General features: G+C 40.7%; 23 protein-coding genes. All 23 read right to left on the bottom strand.

Going from position 1 to position 21635, the window contains the following annotated elements; translation table 11 throughout:
* Positions 1-23 precede the first annotated feature (23 nt).
* On the bottom strand, positions 24-1010 hold the full coding sequence (locus EO116_RS05200) for a molybdopterin-binding protein (protein ID WP_127160983.1): 987 nt from the start codon (positions 1008-1010) through the stop codon (positions 24-26).
* A gap of 4 nt (positions 1011-1014) precedes the next feature.
* A complete protein-coding gene (locus EO116_RS05195; protein ID WP_127160937.1) occupies positions 1015-1395 on the bottom strand; it encodes a CrcB family protein in 381 nt (126 codons plus the stop codon).
* Between the two features lie 426 nt (positions 1396-1821).
* Entirely contained in the window at positions 1822-3237 is a 1416-nt protein-coding gene (locus EO116_RS05190) for an aspartate ammonia-lyase (RefSeq protein ID WP_127160936.1), read from the bottom strand.
* Between the two features lie 442 nt (positions 3238-3679).
* Positions 3680-3910, bottom strand: a complete 231-nt coding sequence (gene rpsR / locus EO116_RS05185; RefSeq protein ID WP_009353119.1) for a 30S ribosomal protein S18 — start codon at positions 3908-3910, stop codon at positions 3680-3682.
* Positions 3911-3948: 38 nt separating this feature from the next.
* A complete protein-coding gene (locus EO116_RS05180; protein WP_127160935.1) occupies positions 3949-4359 on the bottom strand; it encodes a single-stranded DNA-binding protein in 411 nt (136 codons plus the stop codon).
* A gap of 21 nt (positions 4360-4380) precedes the next feature.
* Positions 4381-4665, bottom strand: a complete 285-nt coding sequence (rpsF, locus tag EO116_RS05175; protein ID WP_126938917.1) for a 30S ribosomal protein S6 — start codon at positions 4663-4665, stop codon at positions 4381-4383.
* Positions 4666-4848: 183 nt separating this feature from the next.
* Positions 4849-6681 (bottom strand): carbon starvation protein A, encoded by a 1833-nt coding sequence (locus tag EO116_RS05170; protein ID WP_127160934.1) that lies wholly within the window; start codon positions 6679-6681, stop codon positions 4849-4851.
* Between the two features lie 265 nt (positions 6682-6946).
* Positions 6947-7957 (bottom strand): tRNA dihydrouridine synthase DusB, encoded by a 1011-nt coding sequence (gene dusB, locus EO116_RS05165; protein WP_127160933.1) that lies wholly within the window; start codon positions 7955-7957, stop codon positions 6947-6949.
* On the bottom strand, positions 7941-8708 hold the full coding sequence (locus tag EO116_RS05160) for a type III pantothenate kinase (RefSeq protein ID WP_127160932.1): 768 nt from the start codon (positions 8706-8708) through the stop codon (positions 7941-7943). The genes dusB and EO116_RS05160 overlap by 17 nt, the downstream gene beginning before the upstream one ends.
* A 1-nt stretch (position 8709) precedes the next feature.
* The gene (locus EO116_RS05155; RefSeq protein WP_127160931.1) at positions 8710-9693 is read right to left on the bottom strand and encodes a biotin--[acetyl-CoA-carboxylase] ligase; all 984 of its coding nucleotides are present in this window, start codon (positions 9691-9693) and stop codon (positions 8710-8712) included.
* 216 nt (positions 9694-9909) lie between these two features.
* Positions 9910-11835 carry an ATP-dependent zinc metalloprotease FtsH gene (gene ftsH, locus EO116_RS05150; protein ID WP_164726076.1) on the bottom strand — a complete coding sequence of 642 codons (1926 nt, stop codon included), beginning with the start codon at positions 11833-11835 and terminating at the stop codon, positions 9910-9912.
* Between the two features lie 57 nt (positions 11836-11892).
* Entirely contained in the window at positions 11893-12429 is a 537-nt protein-coding gene (gene hpt, locus EO116_RS05145; protein ID WP_127160929.1) for a hypoxanthine phosphoribosyltransferase, read from the bottom strand.
* A gap of 22 nt (positions 12430-12451) precedes the next feature.
* Positions 12452-13750 (bottom strand): tRNA lysidine(34) synthetase TilS, encoded by a 1299-nt coding sequence (gene tilS, locus EO116_RS05140; RefSeq protein WP_127160928.1) that lies wholly within the window; start codon positions 13748-13750, stop codon positions 12452-12454.
* A complete protein-coding gene (locus EO116_RS05135) occupies positions 13737-14618 on the bottom strand; it encodes a phosphatase (protein ID WP_127160982.1) in 882 nt (293 codons plus the stop codon). Before EO116_RS05135 ends, tilS begins: the two co-directional genes overlap by 14 nt.
* 124 nt (positions 14619-14742) lie before the next feature.
* Positions 14743-15042 carry a septum formation initiator family protein gene (locus EO116_RS05130; RefSeq protein WP_240629138.1) on the bottom strand — a complete coding sequence of 100 codons (300 nt, stop codon included), beginning with the start codon at positions 15040-15042 and terminating at the stop codon, positions 14743-14745.
* Positions 15043-15346: 304 nt separating this feature from the next.
* A complete protein-coding gene (locus EO116_RS05125; RefSeq protein ID WP_127068273.1) occupies positions 15347-16753 on the bottom strand; it encodes a pyruvate carboxylase subunit B in 1407 nt (468 codons plus the stop codon).
* A 255-nt stretch (positions 16754-17008) separates the two neighbouring features.
* Entirely contained in the window at positions 17009-17329 is a 321-nt protein-coding gene (locus EO116_RS05120) for a hypothetical protein (protein WP_127160926.1), read from the bottom strand.
* A gap of 119 nt (positions 17330-17448) precedes the next feature.
* On the bottom strand, positions 17449-18351 hold the full coding sequence (locus EO116_RS05115; RefSeq protein WP_127147553.1) for a hypothetical protein: 903 nt from the start codon (positions 18349-18351) through the stop codon (positions 17449-17451).
* 8 nt (positions 18352-18359) lie between these two features.
* Complete coding sequence (locus tag EO116_RS05110) at positions 18360-19304, bottom strand: phosphodiester glycosidase family protein (RefSeq protein ID WP_127160925.1); 945 nt, start codon at positions 19302-19304, stop codon at positions 18360-18362.
* 89 nt (positions 19305-19393) lie between these two features.
* Positions 19394-19873 (bottom strand): 2-amino-4-hydroxy-6-hydroxymethyldihydropteridine diphosphokinase, encoded by a 480-nt coding sequence (gene folK, locus EO116_RS05105; protein WP_127160924.1) that lies wholly within the window; start codon positions 19871-19873, stop codon positions 19394-19396.
* Positions 19873-20235 (bottom strand): dihydroneopterin aldolase, encoded by a 363-nt coding sequence (gene folB, locus EO116_RS05100; RefSeq protein ID WP_127160923.1) that lies wholly within the window; start codon positions 20233-20235, stop codon positions 19873-19875. Before folB ends, folK begins: the two co-directional genes overlap by 1 nt.
* Positions 20235-21074 carry a dihydropteroate synthase gene (gene folP, locus EO116_RS05095; protein ID WP_127160922.1) on the bottom strand — a complete coding sequence of 280 codons (840 nt, stop codon included), beginning with the start codon at positions 21072-21074 and terminating at the stop codon, positions 20235-20237. Before folP ends, folB begins: the two co-directional genes overlap by 1 nt.
* Positions 21067-21633: a GTP cyclohydrolase I gene (folE, locus tag EO116_RS05090; RefSeq protein ID WP_127160921.1), complete on the bottom strand. Its 567-nt coding sequence runs from the start codon at positions 21631-21633 to the stop codon at positions 21067-21069. Before folE ends, folP begins: the two co-directional genes overlap by 8 nt.
* Positions 21634-21635: the final 2 nt, after the last annotated feature.

Genomic DNA, 21635 nt, shown 5'->3' with positions numbered 1-21635 from the left:
CCAAATTTTTCTCAAAATTCTAATTATTTTGATTGAAAGCCACCATGCCCCATACGAATACAATCTTCTTTTGTGATTCGCACATCTGCTAATAAGCGCGGCGTAATCACATCAAAGGCACTCGGATTGTTATATAAAACACCCCCCGGTACGCCTAGCACAGGGGTATTATCTTCCAAATAAGCAATGCACACCATAGAACCTGGCAATACTGGTAATCCATAGGTCACTACTTCTTTAGCCCGACGTGCAATAGCACCTGGTGTTAAATCATCAGGATCTACGCTCATACCACCAGTACAGAATATAATCTCTGCTCCTTGGGACTTTACTTTGTCTATGGCCTCTACAATTTGATCTGTATTATCTGGCACAATTTCATGAGCTACCAGTTCCACACCATAGTCCGCTACACGGTCTTGAATAACCGCTGTGAAAGCATCTTGAATGCGCCCTGCAAAGACTTCACTACCTGTAGTAACAATGCCCATTTTCTTGCGCACAAATGGATGGACTTGTAAGATAGGACCCTTACCTTCACGCAATCGCTTTGCTTCTTCCAACTGCCATGCTTCTAATAATAATGGAATACATCGCATGCCTGCTACCGGTTGTCCAGCTTTTACCGGTGTTCCGTGTAATCTTGTAACAATGGTCAATTCACCAATACTATTGATTTCATGTAGTCCTTCCACATCCACAGTCAATACACCATCATGATTCGCCAAGGCTTCAATCTTGCCTTGTTGTACCGGTGTAGGACTGATAGATGGATGCTCACAGAAACGATATAATTCTTCTGCTACTTGCTCCTCATGAACCAAATTATAATCGGATTCTTCCATCACATAAATATGCTCTTTTCCTAATTGTAATAATAAATCCACATCTTCATCAGCGATGATGTGTCCTCGTTTAAATGGTGTATCTTTTACTTCTCCAATGACGATGCGCACAATATCGTGGCAAAGTGCTTGCCCCACTGCATCTTTTACATGTATTTCTTTCATCGTATTAACCCCACATTCGTTTACCAATGGTGAAAGCCAGCCCGCATAGGCCATACCCAACTAATACTTGTCCACCCATGTAGGATAGCATATGCCACAGCCCTTTTTCTTGTAGCATATATCCTTCAAAGATAAAAGTCGAAAAAGTTGTAAGCCCACCTAAAAAACCTGTAATACATAACAGCTTAACCCAAGGTGACACATTGGGTTGCCCTTCAATATATGCCATACCTAAGCCAATTAGCATGGAACCTATCATATTTATTAGTACTGTCCCCCAAGGATACAGCGCACCTTTCGTGACCATGTACTGCCCAATGCCATACCGCGTCATGGCACCAATGGCCCCACCAATCGCCACTGCTATATATACATTCACATTCATATTCAAACTCCTTTATGTCTTTATTATACACCACCCTAGGCGGATTATGTACTAAAGTAGAAGAATTTCTTTCTCGATTTATATATAAGATATTATAGTTATAAACTATATTATAAACAAATGATGTATTTTTCATTATATGTTATAGCAACCTTATATATTTTGCATCTCTCACAGTTAGCAAGGTATATACTGAAGAATCCAATTTATACTATGCCAACCTTATATACATTGCATCTCTCACAAAGTATAATCCGCCCCGCATACAAAACTCAAACATACTCCATACTAATATCCCTTTTACTCATTACAGAAAGCTTATCTATACGAGCATGCGCAAGAGCAACCACATAAACGCTCCAGTTCAACTACTCTCATACATAAAAAAAGAACTGCCTATGTCTAAGCAGTTCTTCTTGTGTATATTTAGTTTCCAGGATGTTTTACTAAATCTTGACCAGCAATACCAGGACGTGTCATTTCTTTTGGAGAAAGGATATAATCCATTTCTTCTTTCGTTAACAATCCTTGTTCTAGAATAATTTCTTTTACGCTACGATCAGTTTCTAAGGCTTCTTTCGCTAACGCAGAGGCATTTTCATAACCAATATGTGGTAACAAAGCTGTGACGATACCAACAGAACGTTCTAACCAATATTCGCATTGTTCTTTATCCACTTCAAGGTCAACTAACAATTTATCTACAAATGTGTTTACTGCATTTTTTAAATAACACATAGAATTGAACAAGTTATATGCAATGACTGGCTCCATAACATTCAATTCAAATTGTCCATTTTCTACGCCAAGGGAAATGGTCAAATCATTACCGATGACTTGATAACAAGTTTGGTTCAATACTTCCGCGATAACTGGATTTACTTTACCTGGCATGATGGAAGAGCCTGGTTGGCGTGGAGGTAATTTTAATTCACCAATACCGCAACGAGGGCCAGATGCCATTAAACGGAAATCGTTAGCCATTTTAATCAATACTAGGGCGGTGACTTTCAACCCAGAAGAAATATCTGCAAACACATCTGTATTATTGGTCGCATCAATTAAGTTATCCGCTGTAATGAACGGTTCACCTACAACACGAGATAATTCATCTACGACAGCTTTAATATACGTAGGTTCTGCATTTAAGCCAGTACCAACAGCAGTAGCACCCATATTAACTGTATGTGCTTCTAACATAGCAGATTTAATACGACGAATGCCACGACGCACGCCAGATGCATAGGCACCCATTTCTTGACCTAATGTAATTGGCACAGCATCTTGTAAATGAGTACGCCCCATTTTTAAAATTTCTTTGTACTCTTCTGCTTTTTTATCTAGCTCATCCGCTAAACGGCGAAGTGCCATTAATAAAGGTTTACTTTTCATGATGGCACATACTTTAATGGCCGTAGGGAATGTATCATTTGTAGATTGTGCCATATTCACATGATTATTTGGAGATACAATGTCGTATTGACCTTTTTCATACCCTAAAATTTCCAACGCACGGTTCGCCAATACTTCATTCATGTTCATATTGAAAGAAGTCCCTGCTCCCCCTTGGATAGGATCCACTGGGAATTGATCATTGAAATTTCCACGTACCACTTCATCGGCAGCACGACTGATGGCTTGACCAATTTTTTCATCTAAACGACCAGTACTCATATTTGCCAAGGCACAGGCTTTTTTTACCATTGCCATAGCTTTTACGAAATCTAAGTCAATTTGTTTTCCTGTAATAAAAAAGTTTTCAATACCACGTAATGTTTGTACACCATAGTACAACTCATCAGCTAATTCCAATTCACCTAGAAAATCATGTTCTTTTCTCATAGTATACCTCTTTTCATACAACATTAGATGCATAGGCATCTAATGTATAAGCTTTGTTTATATGATATATCTGTATTATATCATGTATCATGTATACATAATAGAGATATACTTTCTAGTTACGAATAATGCTCCCTTGTACGCCTTAATAAATAACTTAAAGTCATAGAAGTCATTAATTTTACTCATTTTTGATAATTTCTATAGACTATATAGGACTATCACATATTCAGCATGTGCCTGTATTAAAAGTAACTACACAACTATGATACCTGACTTCCATCTCCTAACACGAAAAAGTGGTTGCAACCGCACGCAAAAAAGCGTGAAAAGTGGTTGCAACCGGGTAGCAACGATTTCAATTTATACCCTTTTAACACCCTTTTAGAAAACAAGAAACCCAGTAACTAGGCTAGTTACTGGGTTTTCATTTTGTATTGAATTATTCTGCTGTGAATGGCAACAACGCGATTGCACGAGCACGTTTAATAGCAAGTGTTAATTTACGTTGATGTTTAGCACAAACACCAGAAATACGACGTGGAAGAATTTTGCCACGTTCAGTCGTGAAACGACGAAGTTTGGCAATATCTTTGTAGTCGATTTGATCAGCATGGTCAACACAGAAGTTACATACTTTTCTTCTTGGTTTTCTGCCTCTATCTCTTCTCATTGAGAAACCTCCTTTGATATAGTTGTGGAGTTCTTAGCTTAAAACGGAATTTCTTCACCTGCGCCTGCTCCGGAACCTGCACCAAAATCATCAAAATTGGTTGCACCACCGTCAAAAGCATCAAATGTTTGCGTATCCAAGGCTTGGCCCACGAAATTAGCAACTACTTCCGTTACATATCGTTTTGTACCATCTTGTGCTTCGTAAGAACGAGTCGCAATACGACCTTCTACAAAACAACGGCTGCCTTTGCGCAAATTTCCCGCAGCTTCTCCTAATTTTCCCCAAGCTACACAGTTTACAAATGCTGTTTGTTCCTTCGTCTCACCGTTTTGATCCACATAGGTATTGGATGCAGCCACTGTAAAAGTAGCAACAGCACGACCAGTTTTTGTGTAACGCACCTCAGGGTCACGAGCTAAATTTCCTAAAAGTTGTACAGAATTCATATTCCTAACCTCCTCAGGCTATTATTGTTCGTGTTTTACAATCAGGTGTCTAAGAACGTTATCGTCGATTTTAAGTACGCGGTCGATTTCTTTGATTTCGCCAGGAGCTGCTTCAAAGTTAATCAATACGTATACGCCATCAGTATGTTTGTTTACTGCATACGCTAAACGGCGTTTACCCCAAACGTCAACTTTCTCAACTGTACCGCCAACACGAGCAATTAAAGCTTCAATTTTGTCAAAAGTCGCTTTGTTTGTCTCTTCATCAGCCGGTTTCACAATCACCATGACTTCGTATTTGTTCATACAAAATCACCTCCTCTTTCGGACTAACGCCCCTATCTCACATAGGGGTAGGAAGATGCTTACCATCAATAAGCCTTATTATTGTACACCATTCTACCTAGAATTGCAAGGAAAACATGAAAATAGACACAGCTCCAATGGAGCCATGTCTATCTCATTATAACAGGAATCGTATGAGCTAGATTACGCTTCTGCTTGTTTTGTTAATTTAGCATAACTTTCCGCTTCTACTTCTTCTTGTGTTCTCATATCTTGTGGTAATGTAGATAAGCGAATCCAGCTACGGATAGCTTCTACTAATACAACCAAAATCATAATGAACATAGCTACGGAGAAAGCTACTAAGATCCATTTACCAGCTGGAACATAGTTAAAGAATACGTTTTCATAGTCAGCCGCAACAGCCACTATCGCCATGAGTATGGTCGGCACTCCGGTTACCCAAGCGTATCGTTTTTTACCTAAACGCATGATAATCGTCGTACTTACAGCCAATGTCATAGTACCTAATAATTGGTTAGATACACCGAATAATGGCCAAATTGTTCCGATGTTACCTTGTAATACTAGATAGCCCCACATGATACAAATCAATGCAGCACAACCATATACGCCAGGAGCCCAATGTTGGTCATTGAATTTAGGCCAGTACAAGCCAAGCAATTCTTGCAACAAATAACGACCTACACGAGTACCTGCATCAATCAATGTCATGATGAACAAGGCTTCAAACATGATACAGAAGTGATACCAATATCCCAACAAATGATCCATATTAGGAAGACGGGAGAAGATATGTGCCATACCTACTGCCAAGGATACAGCGCCACCAGGACGATGCATCAAGTCCTCCCCTACTAGAGCAGATAACACTGGCAATTCATGAACTTGAAGTCCTAATGCTCTGAAAGATTCTGCGGTAGAGTTAATCGCAAAATAATCATCTGGATGTAATGCGGTAGCAGCAATCATAGCCATCATGGAAATGAAAGATTCTGTTAACATACCACCATAACCGATCGGTAATACTTCCCTTTCGTTGGTTAACATTTTAGGAGTAGTACCCGTAGCGATAACTGTATGGAAACCAGATAAAGCACCACAAGCAATGGTAATGAAGATATATGGGAATACAGAGCCTTTTAATACAGGGCCACCACCCCAAATATAATCTGTTACTGCTGGCATTTGAATTTCTGGCATTACAATGATAATACCTAACGCCAATGCGCCAATAGTACCGATTTTAAGGTATGTGGATAGATAATCACGAGGCGCTAATAACAACCAAACTGGTAAAGCTGCTGCAAAGAAACCATACACAGCTAACATAATTTCGATGGTTTTCAAATCATAAATGAACCAAGATGCATATTCACTAGCCGCAATATTAGGTCCATAAATAATGGCCGCAAAAATGAGTGCCACCCCAATAATTGTAGCTTCTTGAATTTTTCCAGGGCGCAACCATTGTAGATAAATACCGATAAAAATAGCAATAGGAATCGTTGCAAATACTGAGAAAAATGCCCAAGCTGAATTATGAAGTGCATTGGCTACCACTACCGCCATACCTGCTAATGTAATAACAAGTAAGAATAATGTGGCTAACATAGCTCCTAAACCAGCAATTTTGCTAATCTCTTCACGTGTAATATCCGCAATCGATTTGCCATCGTAGCGAATAGATGCAAAGAGAATAACCATATCATGGACTGCACCGGCAAATACGGAACCGATTAAAATCCATAGAGTACCTGGTAAGTACCCGAATTGCGCTGCAATAACTGGACCAACCAAAGGACCTGCCCCTGCAATCGCTGCAAAGTGATGACCGAATGTAACCCATTTGTTCGTAGGCACATAATCGTGTCCATCATTGTGAACCATAGCCGGCGTCATTCGATACTTGTCTAAAGTTAACACCTTCGCCGCTATGAATGCCCCATAAAAACGATATCCTAACATTAAGATACACGCTGAGGCAATAACTAAATAAATACCATTCATGACCATACATACACCCCCTAAATGTTAGATGAGTCACGTAAAACATACCTATGTATCACATGATACCACCCTATGATCTATGCAAAAAAGTAAATTGGCATTTCTAATTTAATTATAGTACACTTTTCATCAATGTCAATTTACTATTTCTCATAACAAGTGACAGACTTACTTTGTACAACCTTGAATTTCCAAGGGTTTTCAAGGATATGAACGTTCTTTATTCTCAATATTACAACATTTCATGACCACACTTAATAGACAGAACCTATTATATTGTTCTTCTAGTATAATCATCTAAGAATTGTTTGTACTCTTCTACTACAGAAATAAATGATTCTCGCCCCATAGCTACATTCAAAGCATTTCTCCACCGTGCCGCTTCTGGCAAACCTTTAATATAAAAACTTGCATGGGTTCTAATTTCTCGTGTAGCTAAATCCACACCTTTATAATGACATAGCAAATCGTAATGACGCAAGAGCATAGCAATCCGTTCTATCCCCGTTGGATTCGGGCAGTAGGTTCCTGTTTCTAAATACTCTTTAATTTGCCGGAATAACCAAGGATTCCCTTGCGCTGCACGTCCTATAAGCATAGCGTCACAACCCGTGTATTCTAGTAATGCTTTGGCACTCTCAGGAGTGTTCACATCACCATTACCTATCACTGGAATCTGTAAAGCTGATTTCACCTCTTTAATGTAATCCCAATTGGCTTTGCCGCTGTACATTTGCTCTCTTGTTCTGCCATGAACAGCTACAGCAGCAACTCCAACAGATTCCATGCGTTGTGCCATATCTACTACATTGATGGATGTATCATCCCATCCTAAACGTAATTTGACAGTCACTGGTATTTGTACTGCTTTCACGGCTGCTTCCGCCACCTTCATCGCTAAGTCTGGAGTCTTCATAAGTGCCGAGCCATCACCCGAAGATACTACTTTCTTCACAGGGCAGCCCATATTAATATCTACGATAGGCGCTCCTGCTGCCTCTACTACTTTTGCTCCAATCGCTATAGCTTCTGGATCAGACCCAAAAATTTGCATAGAAACAGGCTGTTCTACCTCTTCCATATAAAGCAATTCTTTTGTATGTTCATTATTGTATTTAATCCCCATGGCACTGACCATCTCCGTACATACGAAAGAGGCCCCCATTTCTTTTGCTAATAAGCGATAGGACACATCGCTAAATCCTGCCATGGGCGCTAACCCAATGCGGCCTGGAATTGTGACATGTCCTATGTGCCAGGATGTATTATTGATTTCTTTCATAAATAAGTCGTAATCCTTCTAATGTCATCATTGGATCAATGTGGTCGATCACATCGGTTTCTGCACTAATGAGAGGCGCTAAACCTCCAGTAGCCACCACTTTTGTATCCTCTGGCATTTCTCGCTTCATACGAGCCACAATGCCTTCCACTTGTCCAACATATCCAAATAATACACCTGCCTGCATGGCACCAACTGTATTGCGACCAATGACAGGGCCAGGGTTTTTAATTTCAATTCTTGGTAACTTAGCCGTGCGACCAAACAAAGCTTCTGCAGAGATGCCAATACCAGGAGAAATAGCGCCACCTAAGTATATACCACCGTCTAATACAGCAGAATAGGTCGTCGCAGTACCAAAATCAATGATAATTAAGTTGCCACCATACTTTTCATAAGCAGCCACCGCATCTACAATTAAATCGGCTCCCAGTTCACGAGGGTTTTCGTATTTAATAGAAATCCCTGTTTTAATACCAGGCCCTACAAATAATGGTTTCTTATGAAAATAGCGCAAGCACACGCGCTCTAACGTAGGGTTCAAAGGAGGTACTACAGAGGAAATGATGACTGCCTCTACATCCTCTTTATTCACCTTTGGATCATGAAGAAATAAATTGCTCAACAACATGCCATATTCATCCGTGGTTCGCCCACGATCTGTAGAGATGCGCCAATGAGCCATAATTTCCTTGTCCTTATACACGCCTAATACGATGTTCGTATTCCCTACGTCTACCACTAATAACATCTTAATATCCTCCTCCAGTGGAGCGTATAGACACATCCCCTGCTATGATACGTTCCTCACGCCCATCCTCTAATTGAACGATCAGATTTCCATCTCTATCTAAATCTTTTGCATACCCAATATAATCTTTATCTGGCGCTTTTACCAGCACTTCTTTATATAAAGTTACACTATACTCTTTCCATTCTTCCAAGGTAGAGTCAAAGCCTTCTTGACACACCTTTTCATACTGATCTTCTAAGGCTTTTAAAATCACAGCAAAGGCTTCCTTACGATCCACCTCTACCCCTGCTATAGCAAAGGACATAATCTTATCCTTCAAGTCCTCACTGACTTCCTCAATGGTCGTATGTGTATTGATACCAATCCCTAAGACAATATAGTTAATTTCTTCCATGGTGCCATTCATTTCTGTAAGAATGCCCACCATTTTACGAGACCCTATCAATATGTCATTGGGCCATTTGATGCCTGCCTCTGAAAGTCCCAAGGTACGGAATGCTTTCACTAAGGCTACTCCTGCCATCAAGGTACATTTTGATGCTTCCATAGGTAAGAACTTGGGTCTTAAAATTAAGCTAAACCAAAGGCCTTTACCATAGGGAGAATACCAACCTCTAGATAAGCGACCTCGACCGGAAGATTGTTCTTCTGCACATACTACAGTACCTTCTGGAACTCCGTCCATAGCCAATGCTTTAGCAATACTATTTGTAGATTCTAATCGTTCTTCGTACACGTAATAACGGCCAAAGGATTTTGTTTGCAGTACCCCTTCCATCTCTTCAGGACTAACCAGATTTGGCTCTTCTAGCAATCGATATCCCTTTTTGGTGAAGGATTCAATCACATACCCACGCTTGCGTAGCACCTCTATATGCTTCCAAATCGCTGTGCGCGATACATGGCACGCCTCTGACATAGCTTGTCCTGATACAAATTGATCTCTGTTCTCTTTTAAAAAGTCTAGTATTTCATCTCTCACGGCTTGTCGCCTCCTTACCTGTAGCGAGGTTTACAATACGATTGTACAGAGGTCCTACATAAAAAGCAAGTCTTTTCTACCTATTTCATTCCCCCTAGCTATGCGAATTTGGTACACCTAAACAAGATTCACTATACGTACAATGTTAAAACCGTCCCAATATGCACAAAAGGTACCTTCCCCGAGGAGAAGATACCTTGACAATAGCATCTCAGATTATTCTTTTGATGTATCAATTTTTTCTGGCATCACGATACCAGCTGCTTCTAGAGGAGTTTTCTTACTATTTTCTTCCTCTTCTGCTTTTGCTTGTGCTTCTTCTGGACTTAGTAAAGTACCATAGCGATACAAGTTTTCCACTTGCTTAGCATCAATTGTTTCTTCTTCTAATAAAGCTTTCGCCATATTATGTAAGAAATCAATATTTTCTGTTAACAAGTTCATGACATCTCCGTATGCTTCTGCTACGATACGATGCATTTCGTTGTCGATTTTTTCAGCTACTGCTTCACCATAGTTACGTTCAGAACCTAAGCTTTTACCTAAGAAAACTTGCTCTTGGTGTTCTCCAAATACCAATGGTCCTAGCTCATCACTCATACCCAAACGAGTAATCATTTCACGAGCAATATTCGTCACCATTTGTAAGTCCCCAGAAGCACCACTACTGATTTCTTTCAGTACTATAGCCTCTGCACAACGGCCACCCAAAGCCACGCGGATTTGCGCCAACAATTGGGAACGAGTCATATAGTTTTTCTCTTCTTGTGGAAGCATCATAGTGTAACCACCTGCGCTACCACGAGGAATGATTGTTACCTTATGAACTGGATCTGCATTCGGCCATAAATGAGCCACAATAGCATGTCCAGATTCATGGTAGGCTGTCAATTCACGTTCTTTTTCACTCACCACATGACTTCTACGCTCAGGACCATAGCTTACTTTTTCACTAGCCTCTTCTAAGTCGTGCATGGAAATCGATTTGCGATCTTGACGAGCCGCCAATAAGGCTGCTTCATTTAATAAATTGCTCAAATCGGCACCAGTAAAACCAGGTACTTTTTTCGCAATCGTTTTTAAATCCACATCTGGATCCAACGGTTTATTACGAGCATGGACTTGTAAAATCGCTTCACGACCTCGAAGATCTGGACGACCCACTGTCACTTGACGGTCAAAACGACCTGGACGCAATAAAGCTGGGTCTAAAATGTCTGGGCGGTTCGTAGCGGCAATAGTAATAATACCTTCGTTAGCACCGAAACCATCCATTTCTACCAATAATTGGTTCAATGTTTGCTCTCGTTCATCATGACCGCCACCTAGACCGGCACCACGTTGACGACCTACCGCATCAATTTCATCGATGAAAATAATGCATGGTGCATTTTTCTTAGCCTGACTGAACAAGTCACGCACACGAGAGGCACCAACACCAACGAACATCTCTACAAAGTCAGAACCACTGATCGTAAAGAATGGAACCCCTGCTTCCCCTGCTACAGCACGAGCTAACAAGGTTTTACCTGTACCTGGAGGGCCAAATAATAAGACCCCTTTCGGAATTTTAGCACCAATCGCATTGAATTTGCCAGGATTACGCAAGAATTCAACGACTTCTTCTAATTCTTGTTTCGCTTCATCTGCACCAGCCACATCTTTGAAAGTCACATTAACTTTGCCTTCTCCTTGCATTTTAGCACGAGATTTTCCAAAGTTCATGACACGACCAGATCCACCTTGTGTAGACTGCATCATAAAGAACCAGAATCCAATAATCAATACAATTGGTAAGGCAGATGTTAATAAACTAACCCACCAAGCTGGTTGCTCAGGCGGTTGCGCCGTTACATCTACACCACCTTCGGACAATTTTGCAAAAATACCTGCATCACTAGGTGCATAGGTAGCAAATTCTGTACCGGATTTTAATTTACCTGTAATCGAATGATCCCCTGTAATTGTGACACTCTCTACATTTTTTCGTTGTACCTCTTGTAGGAACGATGTATATGTAATTTCTGATTTATTTTTAGTACCTTCAGAAAAAGAGTTAATTGCTGCCACTGCAGCCACAATTATCAACAAATAGAGGAGTACATTTTTTAAGCCTCGCTTCAAATTTTTCTCCTTTCTCATCTATAATCTAAATTGATACTTATTTATCATATCAAATTTTGTCGAATATATCAACGATTATTGATAGACTTCTTCTTTCAAAATGCCGATATAAGGCAATTGACGATATTTTTCATCGTAATCTAGACCATAACCAATAACAAACTCATCAGGGATAACAAATCCTTCATAATCTACATGAACATCTACTTTACGACGATCTGGTTTATTCAACAAGGAACAAAGACGAACGCTTGCTGCCTTACGTGATTGCAAGTTTTCTAGTAAATATGACAAAGTGGTACCTGTATCCACAATATCTTCTACTACAATGACATGCTTTCCTTCTACTGAACGGTCTAAATCTTTTAAAATACGAACAACCCCACTGCTCACAGTACTACTACCGTAACTGGAACAGGAAATAAAGTCCATTTTTACATCGCCTTCAATATGGCGTGCTAAATCTGTAAAGAATACAATGGCCCCTTTTAATACACCTACTAGGACAATTTCTTTACCTTTATAATCTTCTGTAATTTGACGGCCTAATTCTGCCACTCGTTTTTGAATTTGTTCTTCTGAAAGTAATAATTCTTTCACTTCTGGTATCATAATAACTCCTTATTAGTTAGGTCTATTTCTTTTCTATGTCACTACATAGAACAATCTTAATTGTATCATATGACGTCAAAACTTGCACCTGACGAAAACGAAATTCTTTTCCTTTTGGTCCTTTCACCAACGAAAGTAAGCTATCAATCACCGTTTGGCTCAACTGTTCTGGTCGCACATAGGAACCTAATACTCGTTTCCATAACCGGCTCACTAAGGCATCATGCTCAGCCATCAAGCCTCGTTTATCCAACACTATGCCTTCTTCAGTATGCCTGACATAGTCCGTTTCTAACCGTGTCACCGCTTGCTCAAAATAGGAGGCATCACATTGCGCCAATGCACCTAATCGGCACAAAGCATGTACCGTTTGTGGATACCGTTCTACACAAGTAGGTATTAACACTTGGCGAATCCAATTTCTATCATAGGTCGTATCAAGATTCGACGCATCTTCTCCATAAAAACAATGCAGCCACTTCGCATAGTCTTCTAATACCTGCTTCGGCAATGTTAAACAAGGTCGCCAAACATCTTCCGTTACAGTCTTCATGCCTTGTAATCCCTCTAGTCCAGAGCCACGCAATAGATGCGCTAAAATGGTTTCTCCTTGATCGTCTAAATGATGGGCGGTCACAATATATTCATATCCTTTGTCCTCTGCGAGTTCTCGCAAATGTTTGTACCGTAGTTGACGCCCCATCATTTCAAAAGATACCCCTGCTTCTTCGGCCTTTTCCATGACATGTTCTTTCACCGTAAAACAGGGCATACCAAATTGCAACGCATACCATTCTACCAAGGTAACTTCTTCCGATGCTTCTGGTCGTAACCCATGGTCCATGGTAAAGACCCCAACATTTGTGAACCCTTCTAAATACAAATAATGCAACAATGCGATGGAATCCACCCCACCAGAACAGGCGAGCAATACAGGTGTATCCTTTGTAATCACATCATCCATGGATTCCGTCACAGCTTGCCGCAACCGTAACAGAGTAGTCCACATATCTCCGTACAAAGCTTTCTCTTCGCTGCGATTCATCGGTCTAGTACAGTGAAACATGCGCTGACGATATGTATGATACTGATTGATACAATCTTCTCCATAGAACCGCTTCAGCACAGTACGACTGTTGTCCACTTGTTCTGCCAATTCTTCCATCGTCAGCAACGGTACCACCATCTCCATATGCTTCCGTATTTCATTCGCTTTTTCTACTTCTATCACCGTTTGAAAGTCCCCTTGACTTTCATAGGCATCTAGCAAGCTATCCACCAAGGGTGCCCAGGAATAATAACTATCTCTATCTTCCACCATATTGTGATTGCCACCCTTCTAAGCCATCCGCTTCACTGACCACAATCGACCCAATTTGGTACGTATCCATAAGGGACGTGATAATCTCTGCGCCCGGAACGATAATATCCACACGACCAGGTTGCAAGCCTTTCACTTGTAACCGTTCCTCACGACTCATATAGCGAAGTTGCAGTATCATCGCCTCGATGGTGCCACGGTCTAAACGATGGCCTTGGATACGTCTTGGATCGTAGTCCTCCATTTGCAAATCCATAGCCGCCAACGTCGTAGCAGTTCCACCAATACCGATGAACTCACCAAAGGTGCCTTCAATAGGTAATTCATCCCACATACGCACCGTTTCTTCCCATACACGTTGTGGTCCCTCTGCGGACATTTCTTGCATACGCACAGCACCGGCAGGATAGGATTTTGCAAAGTACACATGATTTGCATCACCCAAGGCAATTTCCGTACTCCCTCCCCCTACATCAATAGTAGCATAGTGAAAGTCTGGATGTTCATAGACCGTAGCCCCCTTAAATCCATAGGTAGCTTCTTCTTCACCACTTAGCACACGGTACTCCATAGGACACACTTGCTTGGCTTGTGCTAAGAAGTCCTGTCCATTTCCTGATTCTCGAGTGGCACTTGTAGCAAGACCAATGCGGATAGTGGCACCATATGCATCTAACACCGCACAGATTTCTTTAAGTGCTTGTAAACCACGTTCCATACCTTCCTTAGTTAATAGTCCATCACTATTACGTTTTCCTAATTGTGTAGTCCATAATTGCTTTGGTTCATTCTGCCATGTTGAACCGTCATACGTCCCCAATAATACTCGAAACGAATTGGATCCTAAATCTACAATCCCTAACTTCATACCTACTTCTACTCTATACGTTTCCATCACATGTTTCACCTTCTACAACATCCTTACTTATCTTCACTGGTGTAATACCTAGCGAAGTTGCACAAAAAAAGTGATACTCTTGTATCACTTTCCCTTATCGAACATAGGGAACTTCCCCAGGCTTCACTAGACCAAGTTCTTCCCGTGCTACACCCTCGATATGTTTATCGTCTTCTAACAATTTCTTTTGCTCTGATAAACTTTCATTTTCTTTTTTTAATTCCTGTAATTGTTGCTCCAACTGTTGCTTCTCTTGATGCAAACTATAAATCGTATATACTTGTTGCACTAATACAAGTGCAAACAAGATAACTATAGCGTAGCGCACCTTTTTCCACATACCATTTGCCTTCGCCTTGACAGGACGTCTCGGTCTTTTAGTACCGTTCTCCATGGTCTCCACTCCCAATATATATCTACTCGTTTTATCTATACCTTTTCTCTAGTCTTATGTATAGTTGTATTATAGCATATCTCCACAGTTCCGTGTAAACCTCATTCGCAATAACTAAGTCTCCATACTACATATTGGCGCTACTCATACAAAAATAATCTCTAGGTTATAGGACAAAATAAGTTGGTAGACTAATCCCAGTCTTTTGTCAAAGAATACTAACTACCCGCATACTCGCGATGTAAATACAATAAAAAGCGACCCCATAAAGAGGTCGCTTTTTATATGTGAATGTAAGGATTAACTATTCACCTTTGTAGTTCAACACTTTTTGAGTTACAGGTGTTGCATGTTTTTCAAAGTATTGCAATGCTACTTCTGGGAACATAGCGTATGTTAATACGTCTTCTTCTGTTACGCCAGTGAAGCCTTTAGCTTCAAGATCAGCACGCATTTTTTCCATTTCTGGAGCTACGTCATCAGCTGGACGATGAGTGATAGGAGTTTCGTCGCCAATGATTAATTCTTTGATTTCTGGTTTTACAGCTGCTGGAAGTTGACCGTATTTACCACGAACTAAGTCTTTTACTTCAGCTGGTGTAGTGTTGTAACGAGGCAATCCTTGGGATTGGAATAACACGTTCATCATAGCCATTGTACCAACGATTTGGGATGTTGGAGTTACCAATGGAGGGAAGCCAAGATCTTCACGAACGCGAGGCATTTCATCCATTACGTCGAAGAATTTATCAGCCATACCCATTTCTTTCAATTGGTTTTGAGTATTGGACAACATACCGCCAGGAATTTGGTAATGACGAACTTCTGGCAATACTTCATGAGCTGGAGTCAAGCCGAATTCATCAGCGATTTCTTTACGAACGCCACGGAAGTATGTAGCTAATTCACGCATTTTAGCAAGATCTAAACCAGTATCATATGGAGTGTTTTTGAAGATTTCAACGATAGATTCAGTAGCAGGTTGGCTAGTTGCATGGCCGAATGGGCTCAATGCAGTGTCGATGATATCAACGCCAGCTTCTACAGCTTTTAAGTAAGTAGCAGATGCTAAACCGCAAGTGAAATGGCTATGTAAATCGATATCGAATTTTTCACCAAATTCTTTGCGTAAATCTTTTACTAAGGATTCTGCATCATATGGAGCTAACAAGCCGGACATATCTTTGATGCAAAGGGAATCAATACCCATTTCTTTCAATTCTTTAGCTACTTTTACGAAGCTTTCATTAGTGTGTACAGGGCTGATTGTGTAAACCATAGTACCTTGTACATGAACGCCTGCTTTGTTACCAGCTTCGATAGCAGCACGCATGTTGCGAGGATCGTTCAATGCGTCGAAAATACGGATACGGTCCATACCGTTTTCTTTTGCTTTGCGAACGAATGCTTCTACTACATCATCAGCATAATGTTTGTAACCCAATAAGTTTTGGCCACGAAGTAACATTTGCAATGGTGTGTTTTTTAAGTTTGCTTTTAATGTACGAAGACGTTCCCATGGGTTTTCGTCCAAGAAACGGATACAGCTATCGAATGTAGCACCACCCCAGCATTCCAAAGCATCATAACCAATTTCATCCAATTGTTGTAATGCTGGAAGCATGTGTTTCATGCGCATACGTGTAGCCAAGATAGATTGATGACCATCACGAAGAACTGTTTCTACTAATCTTACTCTTTTTGCACTCATAATCCTTCTCCTTCACATTGACCCTTCCCTATCAAGACTCTACCACCTGATAGAAGGGGAATTATTAAATACATGAGTAACAGTTATCTCATGTATAATGTACATAACTATATTAGACTACTAAACGTGATATTTGTCAACCAAAGTACATGCTTTTTAGTCATATGAATTTTATCGATGTACTACCATGTTTTTCCACTATTTTAGAGGGATTTCAGTATATATATTACGATATTCATTGTCAACTGTTTAGATTTATTTTACCTTTTTAGGCGCCGTTTCTAATACAATATTGTTACCATTACGCTTAACCTGAATAGAAAAATCCTTTATGTCATCTTTGAAATAATCCATTTTTATCGCTAATAATAACTTGCCGATTTCCGTTTTTATCCGCTCTGTCAAAAACTCTTGGTAAAAATCATCTTCCGTTTTTTGCTCTTTCGGCTTTCCTACTACTTTGTTAGTTGATTTAGCATCATCTTTCAATAGGGCAGTCTCAAATGTTTCTTCTTCAACAAAGCCTTTCATCATATCTGCATCACTTAATCCTTTTTGGATTTTAAATTTTGCCATTTTACAGTTCCTCCTCTCCACATCTTCCACAATTTCGTTTCTATTATGACTAATTGTTATAGCTTTTTACAAAATACAGTGAATTTTATTACTGCAAGCTATAAAATATAGTTACATTTTTACTTCTTTTTCTCTGTAGAAGCACTGTCTTTAGCAGATTCCTTGTCTTTCAGAATAGAATCTACCGTAATTTCTGTTAATTCCGTTGGGTTATCATAGGTATAAATTTTATTAAATCCTACTCCTAATTTACCCTCATAGGCCTCTAGGGCACGATTTTTGTCATCCACTTTTACAATATAAATTAGCTGACCTTGCGTCACACCAATGAGGCGGAATTTACCAGGAGGATTGATGGCACGCCAACCACCTTCTGTACCATTGAACATGAATACATCACCAGTGCGCGCATTATCGTAAAAGAATCTATCTTCATTATAGAACATACCGATGCGACCAATATCGGAGGCTTGCATGTACACACGACGAGTATCATAGTTCGCATCCGTACGATACACACGGTAAGCTCCATCACCTACGCGGACTTTCATATACACTACGTTCGTTGCCGCAGAATATGCCACATCAGTAATCCGTGACCCTCGTGGGACCGTATTGATAGTCGTATCAATTTCATGATCTGGTGCCTCAGGGTCAATTCGTGCTAATACAATATCATCATGTTTTCCACCGAATAAACCAACAATGGCTAAGTTGCGATCTGACATCCATTCAAAATAGGATACTTCTCGCTCTTTTAAATCCAACGTAACTGGCGCTTCTTTGCCCGCCGTGTATATATCAACACGATTCTGTTCCACCACTGCCATATATTTATGATCGTGGGAATAATAGCGCGTTCCCTCTTTCACGTCAGGAAAATTTTTATCTACTTCTTCCCCATTGGTGACCTGAAAGTTCGTGGTAGGCGCTAAGTATACTTGGTCTAAATAATAATAGACACCGCCTTGTAAAACTAAGCCCAACAAAAAGGCTGTCGTTACTTTTCCAAAGGTTTTCATAGACTCTCCTATTTCACGATAAATACAGTAGGAATCATGCGTTCACCCAACAAATCGGCAGGTTTGTTCACAGTTTTACCATTATAAAATAAAGTCGTACTAGAACCGCCATCTAAGTTAGCCGCAATGACAGCCCCTTCTTGGTATAAAATATCTTGTACATCACGCAAGGTAGCCCCTGCAGAGTAGGCTTGACGACCATCGATAACTAAGAATAAAACAGTACCATCTTTCTTTTGTGCGATAGCCGTTCTAGGACCAATGCCCCACCCACCATCACCATCGGTGATCATTTTTTTGCCGTTCACGATAAGAGGAGGGCCAAAGGTCAAACCTTCTTTGGCGCCCATTTCTTTCAATTCCCGCTTGTTGTAGGTACCGGCAATTAAGTTACCCGCTTTTGTAAAACCGATGAAATCTACATCTTCATCAGGTCCTACGTCTTTGCCAATGACATAGTCCCCATCATGAACGATAAAACCATAGGGAGAACGTCCTGTTCCTGTCCCATTCGGATCATGGAAGCCACCCCCATTGATGGCTGCTACCGCTCCATTGAGGCGTGCGATATTACTAGTGGTCTCCCCTTTTTCATTCAACTGGGGCGCCGTTGCCACTTGAATGCGACGAGGATCTGGAATTTCTAATAAATATCCCGTATACCGATTGGACTCGATTTTACGCAAATTCAAGGATGTATCTTCTTTCACATCAAATTTGAACAATTCTTGGCTTTCACCAGTGCCCACAGTGCCTACAATTTTCTGAATTTCCTCAGGCGTGTAGAGCCACGTAATATACTGTGGGTGGCGAGACCGTAAAATAGCCCCTACTACGGTGCGTTTAATGTTATCAAAGGGACCAAACAGCACCACGATGGGCGATGTAATAGCCGTAAATATAAACATGAGAAGGATAAATTTTACCCATCCTTTTCTAAAAAAAGAACCCATATACTGCTCCTTATATCTTCCTATCTGAATGATACAACTCTGTCAAACATGCTAAAAAAGCCTGTAAGATAGGCTATTTGTTATATTTCTTACGCTTCTAATAGTCGTAATTCCTCTATACGGCTAGAAATAGACACCCCTTCATAAGTAAACGTTGGATATACCTCTTGCAAGGGTTCTAGCACAAATCGACGCTCCCAAAAATACGGATGAGGTACTACTAAGGTAGTTTCCTTCACTCGTACTGGATGTCCCTGTTCATCTTCTATCCACACAATATCTAAATCCAACGTGCGAGGTCCCCAGTGAATTTCTCGCTGTCTCCCTGCTAACCGTTCGATGTGCAATATGGTGTCTAGCATGGCAAGCGGTTCTAGGGTAGCTGGTACTTTCAGTATACCGTTCAAAAATGGACCTTGTTCTACGGGGCCCCATGGGGGTGTTTCCATCCAGCTGGAATGACTAACACTGCGAACACCGTCTGTATTTGTCAATTCTGATACAGCAAATGCTAAATACCCTTCCCTATCACCTAGGTTCGAGCCGATGCCAATATAATAGGTATACATTATAGTTGACCTCGTGTAATCACAACTTCTACGTAATCTAGCACACCTGGAATGGGTGCTTCTGGCTTGCGTACCGTCACTGAAAGTCCTACAATTCCGTCATAGGTGTTCCATAAGTCATCTGCAATACATGTACCCACTCGTTCAATCAGACGTTGTGGTGGCCCTTCCACAATGGCTTTTGTCCGTTCGTATACATCTGCATAATTTATAGAATCTTCAATGCTATCAGATTGCCCTGGTTTCGTTAAATCTACACCAATAGAAATATCTACAAAGAATCGTTGACCTAATTCGTTTTCGCTTGGTAAATTACCATGGTATCCATAAAATGCCATGTTTCGCAAGTTAATTCTGTCCATTACTCACCTCGTAATAGCACATCTGCTACTGTAATAGCCCGTTTATGCATTTCGACATTGTGCACACGAACCATATCTACGCCTTGAATCATGCCCGTAATACAAGTAGCCACCGTACCTTCATCCCGTTGGTCTGCTGGTAGATCATTTAAAATAGTGCCGATGAAACCCTTACGACTAGGCGCCAATAACACAGGATATTCATAGACTGTAATTTCCCCTAATCGCTGAATGACTTCCACATTTTGTGCATAATCTTTACCAAACCCAATCCCAATCCCAGGGTCAAGCCAAATGTTCTGCGGTTTTACCCCTTCTTTCAAAGCTAGGTCCACAGAGGAGAAAAAGAATGCTTTCATATCGTCGATGATATCATCATAATCCGTGGTATTTTGGTTGTGCATGATAATGACAGGCACATCGTATTTCGCAGCGACTGCCGCCATATCTTTGTCATATTTTAAGCCCCAAATATCGTTTAAAATATGAGCCCCATGGGATAAGGCAAAATCTGCCGTTTCTGCACGGTATGTATCCACCGATACAGGTACTGTAGACACATCTAAGACAGGCAATAGAATGTCTTTCATGCGTTCAATTTCTTCCGCAACAGAAATTTGTGTGTGCCCTGGACGTGTAGATTCTACCCCTACATCAATAATATCTGCACCTTGTGTAATCATTTCTTTTGCATGAGCTACTGCCGCTTCAGAAGTATTATAACGTCCTCCATCGGAAAAAGAATCTGGCGTTCCATTCAGAATCCCCATGATTAATGTTCTATCTTTCAGTTCTAGTTGCTTCCCATCTTGCCAGTTATACTTTCGATACTTAAACACGGTCGTTACCTCCTAACAACACCAACGCTTCCTCACGCAACGTTCCTAACGGTTCTAATACTCCCGTAGCAACGATGGTTCGTGCTACTGTTTCTTGAGCTACTTCACCTTTCATAAGCATACACAAATGAGTCGCCTCTACCATGACCATAGCCCCCAACACATGACCATCTTCCACTAAGGATGTGGCAATGTCATGAGTGAATCGCTCTTGTAATTGTGGGCGCTTCGCAAAGACATCTACCAGTGCTTTCAAACGACCTAAGCCAAATACTTTGCCATCCCGTGGCTGATACACAATATGTACTTTGCCATAGAAAGGCATTAAATGATGTTCACATATGGAATAAAAAGGAATATGATTCACCGATACAAGTCCCGTATGTTCCGTTGGATACACATCGCCTAATGCCTCTTTGCCCGACCTGTTACGTCCAGAAAACAAGCTTTCAAATAACGTGGCCACACGCTTCGGCGTATCAGTCATAGCCTGTGCTTTTAGGTCGATACCAAGGCCCTCTAATAATTGGCGCACACCGTCTAGAGTTTGTTCTTTCATAG

Origin of the sequence: Veillonella sp. VA137 (genome assembly GCF_003992015.1) — a bacterium.
Lineage (GTDB): Bacteria > Bacillota > Negativicutes > Veillonellales > Veillonellaceae > F0422.
The sequence above is the reverse complement of the archived record's forward strand: the minus strand, read 5'-3'. Positions and strand labels throughout refer to the sequence as shown.

What these genes read in the sequence shown, in the direction of transcription:
- EO116_RS05200 (WP_127160983.1), bottom strand. Translation starts at nt 1,010, where the DNA reads ATGAAAGAAATACATGTAAAAGATGCAGTGGGGCAAGCACTTTGCCAC.
- EO116_RS05195 (WP_127160937.1), bottom strand. Translation starts at nt 1,395, where the DNA reads ATGAATGTGAATGTATATATAGCAGTGGCGATTGGTGGGGCCATTGGT.
- EO116_RS05190 (WP_127160936.1), bottom strand. Translation starts at nt 3,237, where the DNA reads ATGAGAAAAGAACATGATTTTCTAGGTGAATTGGAATTAGCTGATGAG.
- rpsR (WP_009353119.1), bottom strand. Translation starts at nt 3,910, where the DNA reads ATGAGAAGAGATAGAGGCAGAAAACCAAGAAGAAAAGTATGTAACTTC.
- EO116_RS05180 (WP_127160935.1), bottom strand. Translation starts at nt 4,359, where the DNA reads ATGAATTCTGTACAACTTTTAGGAAATTTAGCTCGTGACCCTGAGGTG.
- rpsF (WP_126938917.1), bottom strand. Translation starts at nt 4,665, where the DNA reads ATGAACAAATACGAAGTCATGGTGATTGTGAAACCGGCTGATGAAGAG.
- EO116_RS05170 (WP_127160934.1), bottom strand. Translation starts at nt 6,681, where the DNA reads ATGGTCATGAATGGTATTTATTTAGTTATTGCCTCAGCGTGTATCTTA.
- dusB (WP_127160933.1), bottom strand. Translation starts at nt 7,957, where the DNA reads ATGAAAGAAATCAATAATACATCCTGGCACATAGGACATGTCACAATT.
- EO116_RS05160 (WP_127160932.1), bottom strand. Translation starts at nt 8,708, where the DNA reads ATGTTATTAGTGGTAGACGTAGGGAATACGAACATCGTATTAGGCGTG.
- ftsH (WP_164726076.1), bottom strand. Translation starts at nt 11,835, where the DNA reads ATGAGAAAGGAGAAAAATTTGAAGCGAGGCTTAAAAAATGTACTCCTC.
- hpt (WP_127160929.1), bottom strand. Translation starts at nt 12,429, where the DNA reads ATGATACCAGAAGTGAAAGAATTATTACTTTCAGAAGAACAAATTCAA.
- tilS (WP_127160928.1), bottom strand. Translation starts at nt 13,750, where the DNA reads ATGGTGGAAGATAGAGATAGTTATTATTCCTGGGCACCCTTGGTGGAT.
- EO116_RS05135 (WP_127160982.1), bottom strand. Translation starts at nt 14,618, where the DNA reads ATGAAGTTAGGGATTGTAGATTTAGGATCCAATTCGTTTCGAGTATTA.
- EO116_RS05130 (WP_240629138.1), bottom strand. Translation starts at nt 15,042, where the DNA reads ATGGAGAACGGTACTAAAAGACCGAGACGTCCTGTCAAGGCGAAGGCA.
- EO116_RS05125 (WP_127068273.1), bottom strand. Translation starts at nt 16,753, where the DNA reads ATGAGTGCAAAAAGAGTAAGATTAGTAGAAACAGTTCTTCGTGATGGT.
- EO116_RS05120 (WP_127160926.1), bottom strand. Translation starts at nt 17,329, where the DNA reads ATGGCAAAATTTAAAATCCAAAAAGGATTAAGTGATGCAGATATGATG.
- EO116_RS05115 (WP_127147553.1), bottom strand. Translation starts at nt 18,351, where the DNA reads ATGAAAACCTTTGGAAAAGTAACGACAGCCTTTTTGTTGGGCTTAGTT.
- EO116_RS05110 (WP_127160925.1), bottom strand. Translation starts at nt 19,304, where the DNA reads ATGGGTTCTTTTTTTAGAAAAGGATGGGTAAAATTTATCCTTCTCATG.
- folK (WP_127160924.1), bottom strand. Translation starts at nt 19,873, where the DNA reads ATGTATACCTATTATATTGGCATCGGCTCGAACCTAGGTGATAGGGAA.
- folB (WP_127160923.1), bottom strand. Translation starts at nt 20,235, where the DNA reads ATGGACAGAATTAACTTGCGAAACATGGCATTTTATGGATACCATGGT.
- folE (WP_127160921.1), bottom strand. Translation starts at nt 21,633, where the DNA reads ATGAAAGAACAAACTCTAGACGGTGTGCGCCAATTATTAGAGGGCCTT.